The organism is Shewanella sp. 10B, from assembly GCF_023475885.1.
Taxonomy (GTDB): domain Bacteria; phylum Pseudomonadota; class Gammaproteobacteria; order Enterobacterales; family Shewanellaceae; genus Shewanella; species Shewanella mangrovisoli.
This window is the reverse complement of sequence record NZ_JAMDJO010000001.1, coordinates 1304182-1328484: the sequence shown is the minus strand read 5'-3', so window position 1 is coordinate 1328484 and position 24303 is coordinate 1304182. Positions and strand designations below refer to the sequence as shown.

Sequence of the window (24303 nt, the reverse complement as noted above, 5' to 3'; positions counted from 1 at the left end):
TTGATTATTGTCCAATAAATTCACCTCCTTTACTCTGTGCCGCCTTAGTCCTAGTTACAGGAAATTGTGGTGAACAGAGTAAAACCAATCAAAATCGGAACGGGTTTGTGTTGTGCGGGCATTGCATTAGTGCTCGCAGGCTGTGGCAGCAGTGAAGACCAAACCCTCACAACCTCAAAACGTCCGTTAGTACAAGTGATGGAACTACCCGCACCTGTCACGGATAAAGGTTACAAGTTTAGCGGCGTGTTGGAGTCGGAGAATCGTGCGGATTTGTCCTTCCGAGTCCAAGGCGTACTCGCTGAATTGTTGGCCGAAGAAGGAGTAGAGGTTACCAAGGGACAAGTGATTGCAAGGCTCGATCCCCATGATTTTCAAGTCAGTGTTCTGGAGCTGACTGCTAAGTTGGATGAGGCTAAAACCGCCCATCAATTAGCAAAAATCGAACTGCAAAGGGTTAAAAGTGCGATTAATGACCGCGCGATTGCTAGTGTGAAGTTAGACCGTGCCATGGCCGCCGAAGCGCGCGCGAAAGCGGGCGTCGAATTAGTCAGCCAGTCGCTGAAAAAAGCCCAGGATGCCCTGCGTTACACTGAGCTGACCGCGCCCTATGACGGTGTGGTGGGTAAAACCTTTGTCGAACAACATGAGCAAGTGAATGTTGGCACAACAATCCTGACCATTCATCGCCCCGAACGACTCAATGCGGTAGTGGATGTCCCCGAGAGCCAGATCTGGAACCTAAAACTTGGCACCGAAGGCCAAGTGACTTGGTTTAAGGGTACTGAAGCTGTACCTGCAGTGGTTGCCAAAATCGCGTCAGTGCCCGATCGCCTAAAGCGCACCTATGAGGTGACCTTTAACCTAGCGCATGTTCCAAAACAGTTAGTCGCGGGCAAGGCGGTGAGTGTGGACGTCGCTCTACCTTATGCCAGTGATAAACCTATCTATTGTATTCCTGCCATGGCGGTTACGAGCCGCGAGAGTCAACTTTATGTCAATCGCGTCATTGCCGAGCATGTGAGTGCGACTCCCGTGGAATCAGTGAGTCAGACCGACGATTCTTTATGCGTGACTGGCGGCTTAACCTCTGGTGAGTCAATCGTGATTGCAGGCGGCGCTTTTGTCGAAGAAGGCCAAGCCGTCACCATTTTGCATGGGGCGTCGGTTAAATCATGAGTCTTTCAACCTTTGCGCTAAGGCAAAAAACCTTCGTTATTTTCTTCACTGTGCTGTCGATCATCGCGGGGATTTATTCCTACTTCGACTTAGGCAAGCTGGAAGATCCGTCTTTTACCGTAAAAAGTGCGGTGATTGTGACCCTCTATCCCGGCGCGAATGCCAAGGAAGTCGAGCAGTTGGTTACCGATAAAATTGAAACTAAGCTCGAGGAGATGGAATCCCTCTGGAAGTTACGTTCACTCTCCCGTCCGGGGAGTTCGATGATCTTTGTCGATCTGAAGGAAAAAGTGAACTCGGAGGCCTTGCCACAACAGTGGGATTTGATGCGCCGTAAAGTGGAAGACGTCAAATTAGAGCTGCCCGTACAGGCGCAGATCAGTATAGTTCAAGACGAATTCTCTGAAGTCTACGGCATGCTGTTCGCTGTCTATGGCGACAATATGGAAATGGCGGAATTGAAGGACCATGCGCGGGAATTGCAGCGCCGTATTAAAGCCGTCGATGGGGTGAAAAAAGTTCAGCTGAACGGCATTAACGAGCAGGAGGTGAACATCCGCATCTCGGAGGAGCGTTTGGCGGAAGCTAACCTCACCATGCTTCAATTGATTGAGCAATTGCATAGCCAGAATATGCCGATTGTGGCGGGAGATTTTGATCTTGGCATCGAAAACCTACGCGTGGAACAGGGTGATACCTTTAAAAGTATTGAGGATATTCGCAATCTCAGCATTCAGACTGGCTTAAATGGGCTGCAATCGGCGGTGATCCGTTTGGGGGATATTGCCGATGTGACTATGGCGTATCAAGATCCTGCCTCAACACTCAGCCGCTATAACGGCCAACAGGCGATTACGTTGGCCGTCAGCCCAGTGAATGGCATAAACGTGGTCAGCATCGGCGATACCTTAAAGGCGGTGCTGGCTGATTATCAAGCCAAGTTACCGGATGGTGCGGGCATTGGGGTGATAGCCTATCAACCGGAAGAAGTTCAAAAGTCGGTTAACAACTTTATCGTTAACTTAATTGAGAGTGTGGTGATTGTGGTTGTCGTGCTGCTGATTTTTATGGGATGGCGCAGCGCCGCGATTGTGGGAGTGAGTCTGCTGCTCACTATTTTGTTCACCTTGATTTATATGAATCTAACTAGCGTCGATTTGCAGCGGGTTTCCCTCGGCTCCTTTGTATTAGCGCTAGGGATGCTGGTGGATAATGCCATTGTGATCGTCGATCTGTTCCAAGCCAAGATCAAGCAGGGCATAGAGCGTACTCAGGCGGTTATCGACAGCATTAAAGAAATGGCCATGCCGCTCCTCGGTGCGACAGTGATTGCCGCTATGGGTACGGCACCCGTGCTGTTATCACAAACCGACTCGGCGGAGTTTTCTCTCTCGATTGTGCAGGTGTTATGTAGCTCGCTGCTGCTCTCATGGATTATTGCCATGGTCGTCACCCCGCTGATGTGTTGGTATTTCTTGGGAAAAACCAGCGAAGTCGATGCTGAAAATGCGAAACCGCCTTCTCGCTACGCTCTGATGTATCAACAAGCGGTGGAGTGGGTTGTAGAAAACCCGAAGAAGACCATTCTCTTTACCCTGCCTTTACTGCTGGGTACCTTACTGGTCGCGCCGTTATTGAAAGTGAATTTTATGCCGTCGTCCGATCGCGCCATCGTGTTCCTCGATTATTGGCTGCCCAATGGCGGGCGTATCGAGCAGACCTCGAAGGATATGCGTAAGGTCGAGCATTGGTTACTGGCGCAACCTGAGGTGGCAAGTATCTCCAGTTATGTGGGCGAGAGTGCACCGCGGTTCTCGGTCACGGTCGAGCCTGAACCTTTGGATGCGAGCTATGGGCAGATCCTCGTCAATATGCGTAGTTTCGATGATATCGACACCTTAGTGCAGCGTGGCGATGCCTGGTTAGCCAAGGAATTTCCCTATGCAGAGCCAAGATTTAGGGAGTTAAAGCTGGCGACTAAGGATAAATATTCGATTGAAGCGCGTTTTATTGGCCCGGATCCCGAGGTGCTGCATAGCTTAGCCAATCAGGCTAAGGACATCATGCGCCAACATCCGAACTTAAAATACGTTCGCGATGACTGGCGACAAGAGAGCAAAGTCATGACCCCACAGGTGGATATGCATGCCGCCCGTTTAGCTGGCGTGACACGCACAGATATTGCCAATGCCATCAATCGTGTCACCGAAGGCACCCATGTTGGCACTATGCGACACGGTGACGATTTGATCCCGATTAAATTGCGCAGCGCAGATGCCTCTTTGGAACATTTTGAGAATATTCCCGTGCGTTCATTACTCGGCACACACAGCGTACCTATGGGGCAAGTGGTTGAGAGTATTGAGATAAAAGGTGAGGAAAGCATGGTATGGCGTCGCAATCGCTTACCTGCGATCACCGCTCAGGCGGGCGTGAGTGGCGATACCGCATCGAACGTACGCCAGAGCATTGCGGCAGATATCGAGTCGATTGCGCTGCCCGAAGGTTATCGGATGGAATGGGGCGGTGAATACTATGATGAGCAGCGCTCGATTGACGACTTGATGCAGCAGAATCCTAAGGCAACCCTGTTGATGGTGATTATTTTGGTGGCGATGTTTAACGCCTTCCGTCAACCGCTGATCATTATGATTACTCTGCCATTGGCGGCGATAGGCATTGTCTGGAGTTTATTGTTATTGGACAAACCCTTCGGCTTTATGGCGATCGTCGGCATGATTTGTCTGTCGGGAATGATCATCAAAAATGGCATTGTGCTAATGGATCAGATTGAACTCGAACGCCGCAATGGCCGCAGAATTGCCGAGGCGATTAAGGCGGCGACGCTCAACCGTACGATGGCAATTTCGATGGCGGCCCTGACGACGGCGCTGGGGATGATCCCCTTGTTAACCGACAGACTGTTTGACCAAATGGCTGCGACCATTATTGGCGGTTTGACCGCAGCGTCAGTGCTGTCTTTGTTTGTGATGCCTGCCTTGTATCGACTCTTTTATCGTCGAGAAGAGCGTGAGGAAGATGCATTACTCGATGCTCAAACGGACAACACACCATCGGTTATTAGCAGTGCCAAAGGGGCCTAAACATGAATAAACATCTAGTAATGGCCTTTACGGCAATAAGCTTGCTTGGCGGATGCAGTATGTCCCCTGATTACGCACCGCCAAAGGTGAAAGTCAGCGAGCTGTATTTAAATGCGGCGACGGAGGGCGTGAGCCAAGAGGCCTTGGCTTACCAAGCTTGGTGGCGTCAGTTTAACGACCCTCAGCTCAATGCGCTGGTGACAAAGGCGCAGCAGCAGAATATTAGTCTGCAGATCGCCAGTGAGCGCGTGCGCGCCGCACGGGCCTATCAGGCGGCGGTGTCATCGTTAAAAGTACCCACCATTTCGGTGGGCGCGGGCTACCTCGATATGCGCATCAGTGAAAACGATCCGCTGATGGGCAGTGCGGTTGGAGGTATCGATCTGCCCGCAGGTTTGGGTGGCGGCAACCTTAAGTTGATGAATCGTGACCCCAACAGTACAACCGTGGGCGCGACCATTGCTTGGGAAGCGGATTTGTTTGGCCGAATCGCGAGTTTAACTCAGGCCGCAGAAATCCGCGCCGAGCAGGCGCAATTGTACCGCGCTAATCTGACCACCCTAATGACGGCGGAGGTTATCGATAACTATCTGCAATACCGTGGTACGCAGGAGCGGATGGCGATCGCAAGGCAAAACATTGCCGAACAAGCCGAAGTCTTGGCCTTGGTGGAATCCTTGGAGCGCAATGGTTATGGCTCGCCGCTGGATGTCGCTAATGCCAAGGCGGCGCTTGCCGCCAGCGAGGCCATGTTACCCATGTTAAGTTCGGCCGAGCAGGCGCATTTGCATCGATTGGCGATTTTGCTCGGGGAAAACCTCAATGAGACGTCAGGGCGCCTTAGCACCGCGGTATTACCCGCAATGACGGAGTTAATCCCAACGGGCGTACCTTCAGAGTTACTGACACGCCGTTTAGATATTGCCATTGCCGAGCGTGAAATGGCCGCCAAAAACCAAGAGCTTGGGGCAGCAATTGCGGCTAAATATCCGAGCTTTTTCTTAACGGGGGCACCGGGATTATCGGCCGATCATATTGACGATCTCTTCTCATCGGATTCGCTTACTTGGGCTTTAGGTGCAGGCGTGAGCTGGAATGTCTTCGATGGTGGCCGCACTCAAGCCATGGTGGAAATACAGGAAGCGGGTTTTAAAACTGCGGCGCTTAGCTACCAGCAGGCGGTGAATAACGCCATCAATGAAGTCGAAACCGTGCTAAAGCATTATGGCAATAATCAGCAATATCATCGCTTTATTGCAAAGGCAGAGGCGCAATCTGAGGTTGCGGTACAAAAAGCGACTTCGCTGTATCGCGCCGGTTTAGAAAATCACTTGAGCGTGTTAACTGCGCAGAATGTGAAAAACAATATGCAGGATGCGGAAGTGTTAGCCCGCCTACAAACGGCATCGAGTGTGGTGTCGCTTTATAAGGCATTGGGCGGCGACTGGACTCTGGCAAACACCGCAGATTAAAGATTGTATGAGGGGGCTCTTGCCGTTAGGTGGTACTACAGCGGCAGGGGTGCCTGATTTCATGCAGATATTTGTTGCTGATAATCCTCTTTAATCGTGACCAGAGTGAGGAGTTGCCGTGTCACAGAACATTTATTTCCGCCATGATGGCGTGTTACAGGCCTGCGAGGAGTGTGGTTTAGTCACGCCTTACACAGAGCCTCAGCCTGGCTATCGTGCCCATTGCCCAAGATGTCAGCATGGATTGCAGTCTGTGTTGGCCACTCCCTTTCAGCCGATTTGGGCCTATGGGGCCGCGACTTTAATCATGCTAGGACTGAGTCTGGGGTTCCCTTTCTTATCCTTTAGCGTGCAGGGCTTATCCCAAAAGGCGAGTCTGTGGTCGGCGCTGATCAGTATGCACTATGCCAGTAACAGTCTGTTGGCCTTGGTGATCTTACTGTGTGTGGTGATCTTGCCACTGATGTATATCAGCTTTGCAATGCTGATTTATCGGCAGGCCTATTTAGTCCAAAAAGGCAAAACGATTGAACTGAGCTGGCTTAAACGTGGGAGCAAGTGGGTATTTCGTTTTGAGTCTTGGTTGATGGCGGATGTGTTCCTTGTGGGGATCTTAGTCGCCATGGTGAAAATTCTGTCGCTGGCAGAAGTCGGCTTTGGACCGTCTTTCTGGGCGTTTTGCATTTATACCTTGCTGCTAGTGAAGTTTGTCAGCCTAGTCGACAGCTCATGGGTATGGGAGCAATTAACGCCGAGAGTTGCAACGCCGTACGTGAGGGTGGGTGAGTCGCACCTGCAACAGAATCATGGCGTTTGCCCTATTTGTGGTCAGTTAAATGCCATCAATGCAACTGAATGCAGCCGCTGCGCTGGCGCTGTGCACAAGTACTTACCCGCAAACAGTATGCAAGCCGCGTGGGCATTTTTGCTCGCTGCAACGGTGTTTTATATTCCGGCAAACTTCTATCCGATTATGTACACCACCAGCGTCGGCCAAACCGAGGCGTCAACCATTATCAGTGGTGTCGTGCTGTTATGGCATTTGGGCTCTTACCCTGTGGCCTCAATTATCTTCTTTGCCAGCATAGTGATCCCCACGGCCAAAATCGCTTCTCTGGCTTATTTGTTCCGCCAAGCGGGTAAGGTTCATTCATCAGACCAAGCCATTAAAAATCAACAGCTATACCGCGTGACTGAATTTATTGGTCGTTGGTCGATGATTGATATTTTTGTGGTGGCCTTACTCACGGCACTGGTCCAGCTCGATGAGCTAATGGCGATTAAACCCGGCCCTGCGGCACTGTCCTTTGCCATGGTGGTGATCTTAACCATGCTGTCGGCAATCGCCTTTGATTCTCGCGTGCTGTGGCGACAATCCAGCACCAACAACTGCGAAAAATGACCCATTTAATATGAGTAGTAACATGATAAATAATGAAAATATCCGAGCGAAAGAGTCTAAGGTTAGACAGCTTTCGCCCGTGTGGTTGATCCCTATCATCGCCGCCCTGATCGGCTGCTGGATGTTGTATAGCTATTTCAGCCAATTAGGGACCGAAATCCAGCTGCATTTAAAAACCGCTGAGGGCATAGAAGTCGGTAAAACCTTTTTAAAATCCCGCAATGTGAATGTTGGGGTGATAGAAAGCATAAAATTGAGCGATGACTACAGCGCCATAGTGGCGACGGCGCGGATTTCAAACGATGCCAAACGTATGCTAAAGCAAGATGCACGTTTTTGGGTGGTGAAACCACGGATTGGTATGGAAGGCGTTTCGGGATTAGATACCTTGCTCTCGGGCGCTTATATCGAGCTAGAGCCTGGGAAATCATCGACGCCCCAGTATGAATTTACTGTGCTGGATAATCCGCCAGTGGCATCGGCCGACGAGGAGGGCATGCGGATCACCCTGACTAGCCCGCAGGCCGGTAAGTTAAGTGTGGGCGATCCTGTGCTGTATGAAGGTTTTAGAGTCGGTCGAGTGGAAACCTTAGGCTTTAACACCGAGCGGCGCGAAGCTTTTTACCAGCTGTTTATCAATAAACCCTACGATGAACTCGTTCGGGATAACAGCCAGTTTTGGTTGACCTCAGGCATTAACATGCAGCTCTCAGCCAAAGGATTAAATCTGCAGGTGGGGTCACTCGAAACCTTGCTCTCTGGTGGTGTGAGTTTCCGTTTTCCCGAAGGGCGCCTCGCGGGGGCCAAAATTACAGAGAATGGTCATGATTTTAGGTTGTATGACTCGCAGGAGCTTGCGAGCCAGAGCGTGTACGACAAGTACTTAGAATTCGTGATGTTATTCGATGAGTCTATTCGTGGATTACACGATGGTGCGACGGTGGAGTTCCGAGGGATCACCATAGGCGAAGTGGTGAAATCCCCGCTCACTTTGCAGCAACTCGATCCGCATTTTGGTCGCTTTAGCCATGGCACGATTCCCGTATTGGTCAAAATAGAACTAGCGCGGGTGTTTGAGCATGCCGAACAGGTCGGCTTGGACAATTTACGCGCTGAAATCGAGCGAGAGTTGCACTCGGGTCTGCGGGCGAGCCTGAAAACCGGCAATTTACTCACGGGTGCCTTGTTTATCGATCTGGATTTATACGCCGATGCTAAGCCCTATCAAACCGCCGATTTTATGGGCTATCCGGTATTCCCGACGCAGCGTGCGGGTGTGGCTGAGATCCAAAAGCAAGTTGGGCAGCTTATCAGCAAGCTCAATAACTTACCGCTGGAAAAAACCTTCTCAGAGGTTAATTCCACGCTACAAAATACCGCCAGTGCATTGGCGCAATGGGATAAGGTGGGCGCGAGCTTAGACCAAGTGTTACAGCAGCAAGAAATGATGTCGCTGCCCGCAGAAATACAGCAAACCTTGAAAGCCGTAAGCTTGACGGCGAAGGGATATGGGCCAGAGTCGAGCGTTTATGCCGAACTTCAGACCAGTCTGCAGCAACTGCAAACCTTAATGAAAGAATTAGCGCCCTTGTCGCGCCAGCTGAATCAAAAGCCTAACGCGCTTATTTTAGGGGCTGATCTGCCCGCGGACCCCATCCCAGTTAAAGATAACTAACTATGCGTATTTTCCTGTTATTCATTGCATTTTTGATGGCGGGCTGTAGCAGTCAGCCCGCACCTCAAACCTATTTTATCGCCCTGCAACATTCAGCAGTTTCAGGTACAACGGATACCCATCGTGGCGTTATCCGTTCTGGCGAGCCGTGCTCATTAAGGGTTAATCGGGTGAACTTGGCTGACTATCTCAACACCCATGGTTTGATTTATCAAACCTCAGCACAGGAGTTGGTCGTAGCAAGGCAGCATTTATGGGCAGGTTCTTTGACCGAGCAAATCCAATTGAGGTTAAACAATTTGCTAAGCCAGTCATGCAGCGCATCTGCGAGATGGGCCTTAGCAACCGATAGTCCTGCGAAATCCGTCCAACTCGACCTGATAGTGACTGAATTTTATGGCAGCTATACAGGTGAGGCTGTTGTGGGCGGGCAGTGGCGCCTGATGGATAATATGCTGCAAGTGCTGCGTGAGCAACCGTTCCAATATCGTGTCTCTTTGCCTGAAGAAGGTTATGCGGCTCTCGTCAGCAGCCTAGATAATGGGCTGGTGCAGCTTGCTGAAGATATCCGCTTAATGGCGTCGCCGCATACTGCTCTGTTACTGCCTGCTGAGTTACCATCAGCTCAATAGGCAACAATATTGCGTTGGCAGTGATAAGGCAAAATCACTGCTAAAGGCGACATTAAGCTGAGCTTTTGCCTAAGCTCAGGCATATGAACTTTTGCATAAGTGGCCAAAGTATAAATTGCTTAATGTCGCCATTATCTTAAGGTTTGTCCTAGGGCAAACCGATTAATGCTTCTGGGAGGAGAGTTAGCTTATCCATCCCAGTAAGTGCCACCAGAGGTAGTCGAGCGGCATCAGCACTAATAAGGTGATCAGCGCTAAGGGTAAGGTGACTTTCAGCAGATGGGCGAGGGACTCCTGCGACAGTTGCATCGCCAAAATAAGCGGCGGCGCTTGATAGGGGAAAATCACCGTCGAAAAGCCAATCACTTGGGTCATCAATACCGCGGGGAGAGAAAACCCTGTCGCATTCGCTAAGTCGGCAGCCATTGGGGTTAATACCGTAGGCACGCCAGGTACGGTTGCCACTAATCCGGTTAAGGTCGATATCAGTGATAGGGACATAAAGTTGAGGAAAGAGGCGCCTTGTGACAAGGGTAAGTATTGGCTGAATGCTTGGCCGAGCGCGCTACCGAGCCCAGATTGATTGACTAGGGCGCCTAATCCTAGCGCGGCGGCAACAAAGATAACCGTTGAAAAATCAAGTGATTGATTAAAACGCTTTGGCTCAATAATGCCCCATTTCGGCAGCAAGAGGATGATGGCGGTCGTTAGCCCCACCCATGCCGGATTAATCCCATGCCATGAGTCTGTTATCCAAAATAGCAGGGTAATGATGAGTAACACCCCGAGCTTAACTTGTTTAACCACATCATACGCTTCGATATCCGTCGCTGCCGCCATCTGGGTCTTATCAATCTTGGCCGGAAACAAATACACCACGAGCACCACGATAATGGCCGATTTGAGCAGACCTAAAATTGGAAAGTGCAGAAACAGATACTCAGCATAGCCAAAATGCACGTTAAACAGGTTTTCGCTCGCACCGGCCAAAATCATGTTGGGAATATTGGCGGGCAGCACCGCAAGGCTTGGCATATTACAGGCGAGTGCTAGGGCGGTTGCTATACCTATCCGGCCATTGCTGCCACGGCTAAATCCGAGCTGCTCGGCCAAGGCCATGCCGATGGGCAGCATCACTACCGCGCGCCCCACGGAGGATGGCATCACAAATCCCAGTAGCATCGCGCTGATGACCAGTCCCGCAATCACGCGTGGATAACTCATGGTTAGCGCGGGGGCGATAACGGCGGCGAGGCGGCGACTCAGTCCCGACTCTGAAATAGCACTGCCAATCACAAAGCCAGAGATAATTAACCACACCGCCGCCGAACCGAATCCCGAAAACAATGCACTGGGATCGATCAGTTTAAAAATGGTGGCCAAGGCAAAAAAGATCAGTCCCGCCATAAAGGGCGGAATAAAGCCGGTGCTCCAAAATAGCAGGGTGATGAGTACGACCGATGCGCTGTAGGAAAAAAGTGCAGGGTGTTGCTGGAGTGGAAACATGGCCAGCAAGACTGCGACGAGCATGGCGCTAAAGACCAGCCATTTTTTAATACTTAACTTACCCATAGGGGATCACCTTAATATTGCGGGCATTGATATTGCGGCCTAAGATAGCCCAGTTAATATGGCGTTTTAAGGTGGTAATGTGTCAGATGTTATTTCTAAAGCGACAATGTTGGCGCCCAGCCAATTTGCGTTCACGTTAGATGCAAATCGTCCCGTATTGAGTAATGCGCGCAATCTTGAGGCCGAAATGGGCGTCGAACCCCATTCTCACCCTCGGGGGCAGTTACTTTGGGCGGCAAAAGGAATTTTACGGGTTCAGAGCGATAATGCGGTTTGGGTGGTGCCATCGACCCATGCCGTGTGGCTTCCCAGTGGTTGCCGGCATCAAATTAACTGTGAAACCCATGCCCATCTTCGCAACTTGTATATTGATCCCAGTTATCGCGTAAGAGTGCAGGACACACAGGTGGTGATGGTTACTATGACGCCGCTAATGCGCGAAATGGTGCTGAAGCTATGTCAAAACACCTCGATGGAACCCGCAAAGTATTTCCGCTTGGGCTTAAGTGCCATTGACGAGCTAGATACACTCGACAGTGTGAATACCTATTTGAATGCGGGCTCGGATCCGCGTCTTGGCCGAGTGATCCAACTGTTGATCAAAAAACCGCAGGCGGAATATACCTTGGCCGAATTAGCCCAAGGCGCTGGGGCGAGTATCAGAACCATAGAACGACTCTTTAAAGCCGAAACCGGGCAGACCTATAGACAATGGCGCCAAAGATACCGATTACTCAACTCCCTTGAGCGGTTAACCCAAGGGGAGAGCACGACGAGCGTGGCCCATAGCCTTGGGTATTTAAGTGTCAGTAGTTTTAGCGCAGCATTTAAAGTCTTATTTGGTTGCACGCCTCAGGAATACGCCCAAAAAAGCGTGCAAGCCACACGGTAGTATTACTATCTCTCGCTTTGTACTCAATCTAACGGCTACCAAGCAGGCTTCTTTGAATAGCTGCAAAGATAGTTCTTTAAGATAGTTCCTTAAGATTGCTCTTAAGGTTAGATCGTAGAGATAGACCTTAGAAATAGTCCCTTAAAAGCGTTCTTAAACAGAATCCCTTAGCGCTAATCAGCACTAAAGGACACATTTAGATTGTCTCGAGTAGGATTTATTTCAACGCTTCTGGGACTATAGGGTAGTTATCCCATACACGACCGTCGCTCATTGAACGCACCAGCTTGATATATTCAGCGTGGGTCCAGGCGAGCGGGGTGGCGGAGTTAGTGCCTTGGCCGAGTTGATATTGGTAACGTGTGGCGTTACCTACACCGTCCCATGCTTGTTCGGGGAGCATTAGACCCGCGTTGGCGAAGGTTTCCATCCCTTGCACATAGGTATTGATAAGCTGCTGTTTGGTTTGCTGCGCGTTTGCCCCCGTTAGCTCTCCCTTAGCGCTGGCAAGGGCCAGCTCAAAATGCCCACGCTCGCCGGTGAAGAAGGGCCAGACGCGGCCGCGTTGGTTGTCGCTATTACTGCCCGATTCGGCGTAGTTCGCGCCAGTGAGGGTATCTTCACCGTAGCCATCGTTACCGTAACGTCTAAAGCCCGGCACACTACTGCCATCTTTTGCAGTAAAGCTGTATTTGAGGCGTAAATTGTCCTCAAGTTCAGTGTTATCCACTAGCGCTAGGCTTTGATTGATGAGCTTATCAGTTGCGCCACGTACGCCGTAGCGCACCAGTTCTAAAAAGCCGCCATCGAGGATCTGGCGTTGATCGAGTCCCGCACGGCCATTATTGGCGGCGAGTGTCTCGGCGGTATTTGGTTCGCCATTCGGGCTTAATCGCAGATAATAAGGCGCCTTAATGCCTTGGCTATCCGTGAGCAAACCTTGGGTCGTCACTAAGTGTTTTTCAAGTTGTTGATTAAGCGTTTTGGCGGTTGCTAAATAACGCTGACTGGCATCGCTGTCGTTTACTGCCATGGCAATATCACTCGCAGCCACTAAGCCTGCGATCACTGCGGCCGTGGTGGAGGGCGAATAACCTGCTTGTTCTTCCCAACGTTCTTGCTGGGTTTTCGGTGGCGTAATTTGGGTGTGATTCCAGTCGAGATTGACCTCACCGCCGCTAACTAAAAAGTCCGCCGCGGCTTTTAACATCTCTTGATACCAGTGGCTCAGTTCAGCTTGACTCAGCACACCTGCCTGCCAGAGTTTCCAGCCGAGCATGATCGGCATCGCCGTTTGGTCGAGCTGTACGCCCACCCACTCAATTTGGCCATCCACATGGGTCTTTTGTAAAAACCAACCGGGTGTGCCGTTAAAGCCTGGAGTTTTATCGCTTACTTGCACCTTTTTAAGATATTCAAAGGCGACTTTAGGCGTTTGGGTATCACCCATGGCGAGAAATGCCATGGCGCATTGGTAAAAGTCACGGGGCCAAACGGCCTTGTAGCCCGTGCTGGGGGTGACAGCAGGGACGGTATCGCCCCAAGGATTAGAAAGTGACGCGATAAGGGCGCCAGCGTAGGTTTTATCTTCCTGCGCCTTGAGTACCATGGCACTGGTATACAGCAGTTTGCCATGATCTGTGGTGCTTTGCGCCATAGCAAGCATCGCAGGCAGCGATTGTAAATAACTGTGCCAACCGGCGTTGTATTGGCTCAGCACCGCATCATGCCCCGCCGTTAAGCTGGCGTTGGCATTGGCTAAACTGCTGGTTTCATCATGGCCAAAACCAATCGCCAAATTCACATTAAGAGGTTGATTAGCTTGGAGTGTGGGATAACTGGCGGTAAAGGCAATGTTGCCTTGAGTCGGATTTTCGGCGCTGCTGGTGGCCTGATACAGCGTATCGAGCTTGCCGTTATCGGCTAAATCGGCCAAACCGTCGGATACACCGACAAAGCCTGTGGTCGCCTGCGCAAAATCGATATCGGATTTAACCGTCATCACGCTGCTATGTGGGTCAGCGGTGCGAGCGATAAGGGCTTGATGACCGATTCTGCCAATATCATTCGCCCCCGCATTATCGATATGGGGGTTAACGTATAAATGCGGTGTGATGCCCGCTTCAAAGGCGGTAAACGTCACGCGCATCATCAGCGTATCGCGGTCGGGATCGGTAAAGATATGTTTTTCTATCTGATACTTACCTTCAACGTCGCGATTGATAATCTTATAAGCCAAGGATTGTGGGCGGCCATTAGCGTCGGTATCTAAGTATTCCATGCTGCTGATCGTGTTGTCTTTCTCGGTATCGACAAAGCCATTGCCGGTGATCACAAATTGCAACTCTTTGAGCTGAGCATTGTGAATAAGGCCGTACATGGTTTCGGTTAAAATCCCCTGCGCGACGGAGAACCACACGCGGCTGATGGGATTTTGGGTGCTATCTTGATATTGCCCTTGAGTATAAGGCTCATAGGAGGTGCCGATGCCTGTTTTACCGGAGAACGCCCAAGTTGGCGCTTGGCCGGGGGCGCCGGGGGCAATTTGTGCGTTTGCGGCACTGACTTTGGCGATGGTCGATGTTGATGTATTCGCATTGGGGGCCGAGGGTGAGCAGCCTGTTAAGCTGGCAACGCCGATAAGGCTTGCGGCGATCGCAAGCGCAATCGGCTTACGGCTTAAGTCGCGGCGGTCAGAAAAGCTGCTAACTGTTGTTGATTCCATATTCATCAAAATCTCCCCAATCAATAGATGGTGCTAATTGCGATTTATTCTTGTTGTAAGTTATGCGTCTTAGCGTTGAGTTGCCCAAACGCCTAAACGCCAAGTTTGCAGAGTTGTAGGATTTACACTTGAGTGTGCTGAGTATTCGGTTGCTCAACAAAGAGCACGGCAATTCCGGCGCAGAGCATCAGAACGCCGCCGGTGATCAGGGCGTAGATGGGTTGACCTTCAAACAAACCATTGAGGATCAAACCTAAAACACTGGCGGCGAGCAGCTGTGGGATCACGATAAAGAAGTTAAAGATCCCCATATACACGCCCATCTTTTTCGGCGGCAAGGCGCCGGATAACATGGCGTAGGGCACGGAGAGAATCGAGGCCCAGGCGATACCTACGCCAATCATAGGCAGCCATAACAGACTGGGATCTTTGATAAAATAGAAACTGATCAAGCCAAAACCGCCGCAGAACATATTAAAGGTGTGGGTCAGTTTGATGCCGATACGTTTAGCAAGCAGTGGGATAAACAGGGCCGCAATAGCCGAAAATCCATTGTAGGAGGCGAACAGTACACCCACCCAATCGGCGCCATCGTTATAGGCCTTAGACAACACATCGCTGCTGCCAAAATGGTAGGACGTCACCGCCGAGGTGGTGTAAATCCACATGGCAAATAGCGCGAACCAAGAGAAAAACTGCACTATCGCTAACTGATGCATGGCCTTTGGCATATGGAATAAATCGTCGACCACATTAAAGACAATGCCCAGTTGCGCGCGTTGTGAGGGCGTTGATTTGCCTAAACGCAGGGCGCAGTACAGTTGCAATGGGCCAAAGGCAAAAATTCCTAAGGTTAAAATATACAGCTGCTTATCTAAATCCAGTGCCCACACCACAAGCGTCAGTAGTGCGCCTACGGCTATCCAAACGATAGCGGCAAATTGATAATTCTTATGGGTGCGAGTGCGGTGTTGTTGCTCATCTGCGCCTGCGTCAGCATTGCCATGGAAGGCGGCGAGTTCATCGGGGGAATATTCTTTGGTGGAGATAACAGTCCAAGCCACACTGAGAAACAGCACGGCGCCACCAAAATAGAAGGCATAACGCACCGAATCGGCTATTTCGCCCGCGGGCGCGGTATTGGCGACATTAAAGAAATTACTGAGAACATAGGGCAGGGCCGAGGCCACCACCGCGCCGATGCCGATAAAAAAGCTTTGCATGGCATAGCCTTGGGTGCGCTGCTTGGGAGGCAAATTATCCCCCACAAAGGCACGGAAGGGTTCCATGGCGATATTGATTGAGGCATCCATAATCCACAGCATGCCTGCGGCAATCCATAACGTCGGGGAATGCGGCATCACAAAAATCGCGAGAGTCGTACAAATGGCGCCGATTAAAAAATATGGCCGGCGGCGACCTAAGCGTCCCCAAGTGTTATCGCTCAGATAACCAATAATAGGTTGAACCAGCAGACCCGTTAACGGCGCGGCAATCCACAGGATGGGAATATCATCGATAGAGGCGCCAAGGGTTTGGAAAATGCGGCTGACGTTGGCATTTTGCAGGGCGAAGCCGAATTGGATCCCCAAAAAGCCAAAGCACATATTGAAGATTTGCCAGAAATTGAGCTCGGGTTGTACCTTATGCACGGCGCGCTGCGCCACCTTGGGCGAAAAACTTTCTAATGGGGTAACCGTTTGTTGATCCGCGGACATGCAACTTCCCTTCAGTAGCGGGCAGCGGGGCTGCCTTGAGTCATTTATCGTTATAATGTTTGGCCTATTCAATGGCCTTTGCTCAGTTTTACGCGTGTTGTGCTAGCTTCCACAAAAGTGCATTGGCGCTTGGCCGTGTGGGTGAAAAAATGGCGAATATACCTCTCCCTCAGAAGCATATTCGCCAATAAATTCATTTTCATACGCTATGATGCAAATGCTCAGTAGCAGAAAAGAACCTAAGCCTGACAGCTATCCTCAAAGGCAACCACCAGAAACGACCTCACAGTGTTCAACCCCACAAGCAGAGGGTGAAACTAGCGAATTTATAGTAGCCGCAGCGCCAATTGACGCACAACCGCTTACATACGTATTCATCATTCCTTGATAACCCTAGCGAAACAGCCCTGTAACTAATAGTGTGTGGATTTTACGTGAGGCGTGGATGGGTTTAAACCCTCGATGTATCCAGCTATCACATCGGTGGGGGTGAGTGCAGCGTCTTAGAATTGGTTCACTCGCGTTGTAATGAGGGGGAATATGTTGAAATCTGCTAATTGGTGGGTAAGTACATGGATCATTTTCAGCTTAATCAACAGACTCATCTTTCTAGGCTATTGATAGCGAAAGTATAATGCATCACTATGTCGCCAGACTTTACTGACCATTGGCGACTTGCTGCCATTGACGTGTGTGGCGAGTGCAATTGAGTATTTATTCTGGCTTGTTATTACGCCCTTAAGGAACGTTATGTTTGTTATCACCTTAACCTACAAAAAACCGCTGGCCGATGTAGAACTGCATTTGGCGGCTCATATTGCCTATCTCGATGAATATTATGCCAAGGGCACCTTTATCGCCTCCGGCCGTAAGGTGCCCCGCACTGGCGGAGTGATCCTTGCCAAAGCGGATACTCGCGCCGAGCTTGAAGCCATTGTCAAACTCGACCCCTTCTATATCGAAGAGGTGGCCGAATTTGAGGTGGTGGAGTTTGTACCTACTCGAGCCGCAGCAGGTTTAGAAGCTTTAGTTGAGCAGATTTAAAGGGTAGGGATACGAGCTAAAAACATAATGGAATATACCCAAGATTTAACGCAGCCTGTGGATCTTGAATGCGTGCCTGCGCAACAAGTCCCTATGGCCTTACTGTTAGAGGCCGATCCTTCCACTGCCAGTATCGAAGCTTATTTGGATAATGCTTGGTGTTTTGCCGCCAAGCATAAAGGTGAGATAGTGGCCGTGTGTGTGGCTAAGCTAATTCGCGATAAGGTTGCGGAAATCTTCAATATGGCAGTTTGGCCTGACTATCAGCGGCAGGGAATTGGTTCTGTGTTACTGTCATTTGTTTTAACTGAATTGGCGAAAAAGTCGGTGGTTCGTGTGGAGTTGGGTACGGGTAGCTTTGGGTATCAACTCACTTATTATCAGCGACTGGGGTTTAGAGTCGAGGCTGTGATAAAAGATCACTTCTTAACCCATTACGACGAACCTCTGTTTGAACAGGGATTACAACATAAGGATATGCTGCGATTAGCGCTGGAATTATAAGCCGTGCTGACGATTATGGACGTAATCAAAAATCGAAAGGATCTCGAATGAAACGTTATTTCACGGCAGTCTTATTCGCACTGTTCTCTCAAGTCGCACTGTTTTCAGAAGTCACAGTTGCTGAGCCACTTAAGTGGCAGACAAATTTTGCTGATCATGACGCGGTGATTTTTGCCTCAAGCACGGGTGTAGATAGCTTGAAAGACGTGATAGCCGCTGTTCCCAAGTCGGTGTGGATTCGCTCGGTACAAGTGTCAACCCTTGCACAGTTCGATGGTCTTCAGCACGAGTTGCACACTTATCTGCAGCGACATTACCCTCAGGAGTTAGCCGATGCTTTGGCTTCGGCGGGCAATATGCATAACCCCAAGGTGGTGACCCTACGGGAGGGATTTAAGGAAGCCGTTCACGCCTCAGATTTTGTTAAGCAGATGAATGCCGATTTTAGAGGGCGCTGCGAAAGTATCACCTCAGTCGATATCGAGAAGTTTTTTATCACGACACAATCCTCATCACCCCAATTTGAAGCCATGCTCTGGTTAAAGACCGAACAGTGCCACTAGGCTACAAAAATTCCTTATCTAGCGTGAGCGTGAGTCGCTATCAACTTTTCCTTTATCAAACTGTTATCGCAAATAACTATTTCAAACTACTACCTCAAGTTTTTATTCAACCTGACTGAGTCAGCCAATCAATGCTGTTAGATATTGGATACTCGCCAAAACATGACTACTGCGAGTACAAGTATTGAGGGCACCAGAGTAGGTGCCCTTGTAGGCTTTGAAGAACCGGCTTGCGATAATTTTAGCGCGGCTAGAGCGGCTGAAGATGGAAGGCGATCGCGATGCGGTTCCAACCATTAATGGCGATAATTAGGCTGGTGAGAACGACAATCTCCTTCTCTGAATAATGCTCGGCGAGCGCGGCGTATTCACTGTCGTGCACTGGCGATTGGGCGACGCGGGTTAAGGTTTCCGTCCAGCGCAGCGCCGCTTGCTCCCGTGCATCAAAGAGATCATCCACTTCGTGCCAAGCGGCCAGTAAATCTAAACGGCGCTGGGTTTCACCGTCGTGGCGCGCTTCTTCGGCGTGCATTCGCTGACAAAACGCGCAGCCATTGAGTTGCGATGCCCTCAGTTTGACTAAATGTACCAATAATGGCGAAAAAGCCGAGCCAGCGGCTGCTTTATCTAGGCTAATGAGTGCCTTGGCGAGCTCGGGTTGGAGTTGGTAAATCTGTTGGCGCGGAATACGTTCTGACATAAAGCCTCCTGTAAGTTGAGGCTTGAATCTAAGGGATTAATCGGCCGTTATATTGGAGATTTGCGACATCTTGCGTTTTTTATATTGCCCCGGTGTTTGCTGCATCACCCGTAAAAAATGCTGATGTAGATGAGCTTGATCGTAAAATCCACAATCGAAGGCCACCTGCGCGAGACTAAGCGACGGCGATTGACTCAATAGGTTGCGGGCAATTTTCACTCGATTCAGCTGCAATAACTGTGCAGGCGATAAACCCGTTTCCTGCTTAAATTTGCGTTCAAATTGGCGTCGACTCATGGGGAGTTGCCCGTAAAAGGTCTCCAAATTGGCTTGGGTTTGAATGAGTTGAGGCAGAGTTGCGGGGACTAGGCTCATGCGCGTCGATAAGCTTAAGTCTAATAGCTGCGCTCGTTGCAATAGCCAGTGTTCCACAAGGGCGATACGCTGGCTTGGCTTGGGCGTATCAACGAGTTGGTATAAGAGCGTTGTTAAACCAACGATGGGCCACTGGGTCACATCGATAACGCTTGCTGTTGTATCGACCTGCATGGTGGCAAGTTCAACCCCCAGTAAATGGAAGGCGCCACCGGGCTGAAAACGCACCGTAATTTGCTCGGTACCTCGCGCGAAGCTGTGACAATGCCGCTGCTGGCCCGAGTAAAAATACACCGAAGGCGCGTCGCCAATGCCGGGCGATGGCAAATAAAAATGCAGGCTTGTGCCACCATCGGGATAGAAGGTTTGGTCGATTGGCTCAAGTAAATCCGTCGCGACACGCAAATGAAAATAGCGCTGTACCCAAGGGCGCAGTGGGGCAATGGCTTGAAAATGATTAAAGCCTAAGTGGGCAAATTGGGTCTCAAAACGCTTAAAACTGCGCATTTCGAGTTCATTGGCCGTGTATCGCAAGGTCGTCACCATTAAGCATTGAGGGAGTTTAGCTTAAGCTAACTTTCGATGATTTGCATCCTAGTGGAGGGTCGTGGTCCTGCTCAAATGAAATCCGCCAACGGTTGCCCAAACGCTGTAACTAAAACTAAGCAACTCAATAATAAAAAACAGTCACCAAGAAGGGCTTCTTGGTGACTATTGTAATGACCACTTTAGCTTCGATTGCTGTAGCAATAGTCACTGTCGCAATAGTGACTGTCGCTCGAGGTTTTTAAACGTGCATGTTAGCGCTTGAGTTTACAGCGCTTTAAAGCGGATCGCTGTGCCGCCACTGCTGGCTAACTGTAATGTCAGGCTATCTTTGGTACTGACCTCTTTGGTTTCAATTACATAATCGTAGGGATTGGTTTTCCAATCGGCTTTTGCGCCATCACGGTAGATCTGTGCTTGATAGCGTTTGTTTGGGTCGAGGAAATCCAGTTTCACCTTCACCTCGCGGGCATTTTCATCAGTCAACGCGCCTAAGTACCAATCTTTTTGATCCTTGGCTTGGCGGGCAAACACCACATAATCACCCACTTCGCCAGCCAGTGCGATACTTTGATACCAGTCTGTTGGCACATCACGGATAAACTGGAAAGCATCTAAATGTTTTTGATAATTACGCGGTAAGTCGGCGGCCATTTGGATTGGGCTATAGAGCACCACATACAGGGCAAGCTGCTTCATCAAGGTGGTTTGCACGCGGTTTTCGGCATCTAAGCCCTTAGGCGCTAAGTCAAAAATCCCCGGGGTAAAATCCATTGGGCCTGCCAGCATGCGGGTAAAGGGCAGCATGGCGGTGTGCTCTGGGCTATTTGGAGGACTGCCCCAGGCATTGTATTCCTGTCCGCGTGCGCCTTCGCGGGCAAGCCAGTTCGGATAGGTGCGACGAAGCCCAGTATCTTTAATCGGCTCATGGCTGTTGATGCTGATATGGTGCTTGGCGGCTTCGGTAACACTGTGCAGATATTCGCCAACCATAAACTGACCATCGTGCCATTCGTGACGGGTAATACCGTTCTCATCGATGCGTTTGATTTGTCCACCGTCAGCCACATAACCAGTTTTGACTTGGGTCACGCCATGTTTTTCATACAGGGCGAAGGCATCATCCATTTGATTACGGTAATGGGTTACTGAACCTGCGGTTTCATGGTGACCAATCAGGCGCACGCCTTTTTTCGCGCCGTAGGCGGTAATGGCGGGTAAATCGAAATCATCATAGGCCTTGGTAAAACTGAATTGATCGCCATTATGGAACCAATCACCATCCCAACCTTGGTTCCAACCCTCAACCAAAACACCATCAAACTGGTACTTGGCGGCGAAATCCATATAACGCTCTGTTTCGCTAGTAGTTGCGCCGTGTGTAGGGCCCGAGCCCCAAGTGTTTTCATTGAGGTGCATACCCCACCAAATACCGACATATTTGCCCGGTTTAACCCAAGAGACATCCCCCAATTTATTGGGTTCATTCAGGTTGAGAATAAGGTGCGAATTAAGCAGTCCCGTGGCCTTGTCGGCGATTTGAATGGTGCGCCATGGAGTATAAAAGCCCGCTTGGGTTTTAACGCGAATACCATCTGACCAAGGGGTAAGATCGGCCTTGAGCTTGCCATCGCGCTGTTGATCGAGGGTCATCGAGGCAAAATCCACTAACGCCGCCTCGTGAATGCTTAAATGGGTGCCATCGACCAGTTTAAAGGTAAAAGGAGTATGGGCGCGGTCGACCTGATTGAGCGCGCTGGTGCGATACAGATATTCGTAGCGGTTCCATCCACGAGAAGGGATCCACCAGGCGGTGGCCTTATCGCTCTGACCAATATTAAATTCGGTGAGTTCATCTGTAATGGCAAGCGATGTATCAGCTGGCAGGGCGTTTTGAGCGGCTAAGTGATAACGAAAGCCGATGCCATCGTCAAAGGCTTTAAACTCGAGGTTTAAGTCGATTTTTCCGTCGGTTAATACCACGCTCAGTTGATTGTGTTGATCCTTAATCCACTCTTGCTCACCCCAAGGTTGCTGCCATTTTTCATCGGCGCTGGCGCTGTTACTCGATTTGATGCGTAGACCTTGGCCTAATTCCCCCAGAGAGGCAAAGACTAAGCCTAAGCGGCTCGGTTCGATAATGGTTTTGCCATGAAAATGGATTTGGTATTCGGGGCGGCCAGTATCATCACTCAGACTCAAGACGATTTGTTTATCGGGAGAGCTTAGGTTGAGGGTCTGTGCTGTGGCACTGGTGCTGAGCAGGCTGCCAATGCTGAGTGCTAGCAAGCTGGGCGTAAATAGGCTGGCGGCCCAATGGCGGCTATTTCGCGTTGGCGAGTTGATGTGGCGTGCGTGGGTAAGAGGATTGCTGAACATTCCCTGATCCTTGTTTTTATAGTGAATATGGGTCAATGCATACTAGTGGCGATGGGTTTTTGCTCGCAATGGTTTGCATACGTATTCACCATTGTGAGCGGTTAGGCGGCAGGTGGATAGTAAGGCGTAAAGAGATGGGTTTTAACCGCTGACTCGGGTAGAATGCGCGGCTTCTTGGCTTTCTTATTGTGTTTAAAGGGCTTTAGGTGTTTAAGGCGCTTAAGCCGATATAGGCTGTGATATCAACGGGTTTTGGAGTGAGCGGTGAAAATCAGTCAGCGATTACAGCAGATCAATCGAATGGTGGGCCCTGGATACGATCATATCTGGGACTGCTGCTGCGATCATGGTTTACTCGGCATGTTGTTACTGCAAAGAAATGCCGCACTTAAGGTGCATTTTGTCGATTGTGTCGCGCCCTTGATGCAGCAACTTAGCCTTGAGTTAGCAAGGTTTTTCCCCCAGCCGTTTATCTCTAACACTCAAAACGCTGAGCAACAGGCCAATACCCAGAGTGAATGGCAAGTGCATTGCCTCGATGTGGCGGCCTTGCCACTGGCGCAATACGGCAAACAAGCCAAGCACTTAGTGATTATTGCGGGTGTGGGCGGTGAGTTGCTGGTTGAATTGGTGCGCAGTATTGTTATAAACCAGCAAACTCAACATGATACTCAGAGTGGAAATGATTCGGGTAATCATAACCTTAGTCAAGGCGGGGGCCAGCTCGAATTTATTTTGTGTCCCGTGCATCATAATTACCATGTGCGCAGCGCGTTGTCGGAATTGGGCTTAAAACTTAAAGATGAATATTTACTCGAAGAAAACCAACGTTTCTACGAAATACTGCATTTAACTCAGGCCAATGCCTGCTCAAAAACGAATACCAGCTCAAAAACAAATCAAGCTGTGCCCTTAAGTGCGACGGGCTCAATCATGTGGCAAGGGCTAAATGCGGATAAAACCAACCAAGCCAAGCGTTATCTTGACCAAACCATAGGCCATTATCAGCGTATTCCTGAGCATCGCATGCCCAACAAGTCGCAAATTGTGGCGGCCTATCAACACATTTTGCAGCAACTGAATTGTTAACCTCATAGGTCAACATGTGGTCATTGAGTACTTAGCCTTGGCGTTGAAACGGTTTTACTCTGTAAATCCATCGAGTTGGTTTATGCTATTAGGCCGTTAATCTTGAGTTTTATTATGCGTTTATTGAAGTCCACCCAAGCTGCCAATCTCAATCTTAAACAGGCGAAGATTTTTTATCGCCAAGCCGCCCGTGCCATTGTGCTATCGGGGGAAGATATTTTGCTGCTCTATACCCAAAAATATCGTGATTACGGTTTGCCTGGTGGTGGGGTAGATAAGGGCGAGAGCCTTGAAGTTGGACTTATCCGCGAGTTGCAGGAAGAAACCGGCGCGATTACCGCCAAAGTGATAGCGCCCTTTGGTCGTTATGAGGAATATCGTTCCTGGTTTCGTGAGGGCGCAAATGTTGTACATATGGACTCTTACTGTTACCTGTGCGAAATCGATACGAGCCTTGGTGAGCGCGGCTTAGGTGAGCCAAGACTAGAAGCCCATGAGATAAAAAATGGCATGCGCCCAGGGTGGATCAATATTCACCAAGCGATTGCCCATAATCAAGAAATTCAGCGAACGTTTGCCAATAAAGGGCAATCCATTGACCGGGAAACCTTTCTGCTCAAACGAATCGTTGAAGAGTTGCTGTAGATAAAGTTAGCTTGATGGCGTTATTGCACAGTGGTTTAACGCGCAGCCATCAAAAAGCCATCCTGAGGATGGCTTATGAGGATCTCT

Annotated in this window: 18 protein-coding genes; 12 read left to right on the top strand and 6 right to left on the bottom strand. The window is 50.0% G+C overall.

Translation table 11 applies throughout. The annotated features are described in order from the left end of the window. Positions 1–69 precede the first annotated feature (69 nt). The 6 genes from M0415_RS05635 (at position 70) to M0415_RS05610 (ending at position 9464) form a co-directional block, all read left to right on the top strand. Positions 70–1179 (top strand): efflux RND transporter periplasmic adaptor subunit, encoded by a 1110-nt coding sequence (locus M0415_RS05635; protein ID WP_249555075.1) that lies wholly within the window; start codon positions 70–72, stop codon positions 1177–1179. Then, the gene (locus M0415_RS05630) at positions 1176–4283 is read left to right on the top strand and encodes an efflux RND transporter permease subunit (RefSeq protein ID WP_249555077.1); all 3108 of its coding nucleotides are present in this window, start codon (positions 1176–1178) and stop codon (positions 4281–4283) included. Before M0415_RS05635 ends, M0415_RS05630 begins: the two co-directional genes overlap by 4 nt. A gap of 2 nt (positions 4284–4285) precedes the next feature. Beyond that, positions 4286–5755, top strand: coding sequence for an efflux transporter outer membrane subunit (locus M0415_RS05625; RefSeq protein ID WP_249555079.1), 1470 nt, complete (start codon positions 4286–4288; stop codon positions 5753–5755). 118 nt (positions 5756–5873) lie between these two features. Beyond that, positions 5874–7157: a PqiA/YebS family transporter subunit gene (locus M0415_RS05620; RefSeq protein ID WP_249555081.1), complete on the top strand. Its 1284-nt coding sequence runs from the start codon at positions 5874–5876 to the stop codon at positions 7155–7157. Between the two features lie 22 nt (positions 7158–7179). Beyond that, positions 7180–8832, top strand: coding sequence for an intermembrane transport protein PqiB (gene pqiB, locus M0415_RS05615; RefSeq protein WP_249555083.1), 1653 nt, complete (start codon positions 7180–7182; stop codon positions 8830–8832). Between the two features lie 2 nt (positions 8833–8834). Beyond that, positions 8835–9464 carry a PqiC family protein gene (locus tag M0415_RS05610; RefSeq protein WP_249555085.1) on the top strand — a complete coding sequence of 210 codons (630 nt, stop codon included), beginning with the start codon at positions 8835–8837 and terminating at the stop codon, positions 9462–9464. A 183-nt stretch (positions 9465–9647) separates the two neighbouring features. Here the strand turns inward: M0415_RS05610 and M0415_RS05605 are convergent, their stop codons facing one another. Further along, the gene (locus tag M0415_RS05605; RefSeq protein ID WP_249555087.1) at positions 9648–11036 is read right to left on the bottom strand and encodes an SLC13 family permease; all 1389 of its coding nucleotides are present in this window, start codon (positions 11034–11036) and stop codon (positions 9648–9650) included. A 79-nt stretch (positions 11037–11115) separates the two neighbouring features. On the opposite strand from M0415_RS05605, the gene M0415_RS05600 reads away from it, so the two are divergent. Then, positions 11116–11928 carry an AraC family transcriptional regulator gene (locus tag M0415_RS05600; RefSeq protein ID WP_249555089.1) on the top strand — a complete coding sequence of 271 codons (813 nt, stop codon included), beginning with the start codon at positions 11116–11118 and terminating at the stop codon, positions 11926–11928. A 217-nt stretch (positions 11929–12145) separates the two neighbouring features. Here M0415_RS05600 and M0415_RS05595 read toward each other — a convergent pair whose 3' ends face one another. Together M0415_RS05595 and M0415_RS05590 are read right to left on the bottom strand one after the other, a co-directional pair. Then, entirely contained in the window at positions 12146–14659 is a 2514-nt protein-coding gene (locus M0415_RS05595) for a glucan 1,4-alpha-glucosidase (RefSeq protein WP_249555091.1), read from the bottom strand. A 116-nt stretch (positions 14660–14775) separates the two neighbouring features. After that, a complete protein-coding gene (locus M0415_RS05590; protein WP_249555092.1) occupies positions 14776–16371 on the bottom strand; it encodes an MFS transporter in 1596 nt (531 codons plus the stop codon). 750 nt (positions 16372–17121) lie between these two features. Between M0415_RS05590 and M0415_RS05585 the strand changes: the two genes are divergently transcribed. From M0415_RS05585 to M0415_RS05575, 3 genes are read left to right on the top strand one after another with little or no spacing between them, the layout of a single operon-like run. Beyond that, on the top strand, positions 17122–17415 hold the full coding sequence (locus tag M0415_RS05585; RefSeq protein ID WP_249555094.1) for a YciI family protein: 294 nt from the start codon (positions 17122–17124) through the stop codon (positions 17413–17415). A 27-nt stretch (positions 17416–17442) separates the two neighbouring features. Next, positions 17443–17919 (top strand): GNAT family N-acetyltransferase, encoded by a 477-nt coding sequence (locus tag M0415_RS05580; RefSeq protein ID WP_249555096.1) that lies wholly within the window; start codon positions 17443–17445, stop codon positions 17917–17919. A 47-nt stretch (positions 17920–17966) separates the two neighbouring features. Next, positions 17967–18482, top strand: a complete 516-nt coding sequence (locus tag M0415_RS05575; RefSeq protein ID WP_249555097.1) for a hypothetical protein — start codon at positions 17967–17969, stop codon at positions 18480–18482. A 250-nt stretch (positions 18483–18732) separates the two neighbouring features. Here the strand turns inward: M0415_RS05575 and M0415_RS05570 are convergent, their stop codons facing one another. The 3 genes from M0415_RS05570 to M0415_RS05560 all read right to left on the bottom strand — a co-directional run bounded on the left by M0415_RS05570 (position 18733) and on the right by M0415_RS05560 (position 22482). Further along, positions 18733–19182 (bottom strand): carboxymuconolactone decarboxylase family protein, encoded by a 450-nt coding sequence (locus M0415_RS05570; RefSeq protein ID WP_249555099.1) that lies wholly within the window; start codon positions 19180–19182, stop codon positions 18733–18735. Between the two features lie 36 nt (positions 19183–19218). Next, the gene (locus M0415_RS05565; RefSeq protein ID WP_249555101.1) at positions 19219–20103 is read right to left on the bottom strand and encodes a helix-turn-helix domain-containing protein; all 885 of its coding nucleotides are present in this window, start codon (positions 20101–20103) and stop codon (positions 19219–19221) included. Between the two features lie 267 nt (positions 20104–20370). Beyond that, positions 20371–22482 (bottom strand): glycoside hydrolase family 97 protein, encoded by a 2112-nt coding sequence (locus M0415_RS05560; protein ID WP_249555103.1) that lies wholly within the window; start codon positions 22480–22482, stop codon positions 20371–20373. Between the two features lie 264 nt (positions 22483–22746). Here M0415_RS05560 and M0415_RS05555 point away from each other — a divergent pair, with 264 nt between their 5' ends. Next, complete coding sequence (locus M0415_RS05555) at positions 22747–23571, top strand: tRNA (adenine(22)-N(1))-methyltransferase (RefSeq protein WP_249555105.1); 825 nt, start codon at positions 22747–22749, stop codon at positions 23569–23571. A 114-nt stretch (positions 23572–23685) separates the two neighbouring features. Then, positions 23686–24216: an NUDIX hydrolase gene (locus M0415_RS05550; RefSeq protein WP_249555107.1), complete on the top strand. Its 531-nt coding sequence runs from the start codon at positions 23686–23688 to the stop codon at positions 24214–24216. The last annotated feature ends 87 nt before the right edge of the window (positions 24217–24303 follow it).

Coding starts and splice junctions, on each gene's coding strand:
- M0415_RS05595 (WP_249555091.1), bottom strand. CDS start 14,659: ATGAATATGGAATCAACAACAGTTAGCAGCTTTTCTGACCGCCGCGAC.
- M0415_RS05580 (WP_249555096.1), top strand. CDS start 17,443: ATGGAATATACCCAAGATTTAACGCAGCCTGTGGATCTTGAATGCGTG.
- M0415_RS05570 (WP_249555099.1), bottom strand. CDS start 19,182: ATGTCAGAACGTATTCCGCGCCAACAGATTTACCAACTCCAACCCGAG.
- M0415_RS05575 (WP_249555097.1), top strand. CDS start 17,967: ATGAAACGTTATTTCACGGCAGTCTTATTCGCACTGTTCTCTCAAGTC.
- M0415_RS05585 (WP_249555094.1), top strand. CDS start 17,122: ATGTTTGTTATCACCTTAACCTACAAAAAACCGCTGGCCGATGTAGAA.
- M0415_RS05610 (WP_249555085.1), top strand. CDS start 8,835: ATGCGTATTTTCCTGTTATTCATTGCATTTTTGATGGCGGGCTGTAGC.
- M0415_RS05590 (WP_249555092.1), bottom strand. CDS start 16,371: ATGTCCGCGGATCAACAAACGGTTACCCCATTAGAAAGTTTTTCGCCC.
- M0415_RS05565 (WP_249555101.1), bottom strand. CDS start 20,103: ATGGTGACGACCTTGCGATACACGGCCAATGAACTCGAAATGCGCAGT.
- M0415_RS05625 (WP_249555079.1), top strand. CDS start 4,286: ATGAATAAACATCTAGTAATGGCCTTTACGGCAATAAGCTTGCTTGGC.
- pqiB (WP_249555083.1), top strand. CDS start 7,180: ATGATAAATAATGAAAATATCCGAGCGAAAGAGTCTAAGGTTAGACAG.
- M0415_RS05560 (WP_249555103.1), bottom strand. CDS start 22,482: ATGTTCAGCAATCCTCTTACCCACGCACGCCACATCAACTCGCCAACG.
- M0415_RS05605 (WP_249555087.1), bottom strand. CDS start 11,036: ATGGGTAAGTTAAGTATTAAAAAATGGCTGGTCTTTAGCGCCATGCTC.
- M0415_RS05630 (WP_249555077.1), top strand. CDS start 1,176: ATGAGTCTTTCAACCTTTGCGCTAAGGCAAAAAACCTTCGTTATTTTC.
- M0415_RS05550 (WP_249555107.1), top strand. CDS start 23,686: ATGCGTTTATTGAAGTCCACCCAAGCTGCCAATCTCAATCTTAAACAG.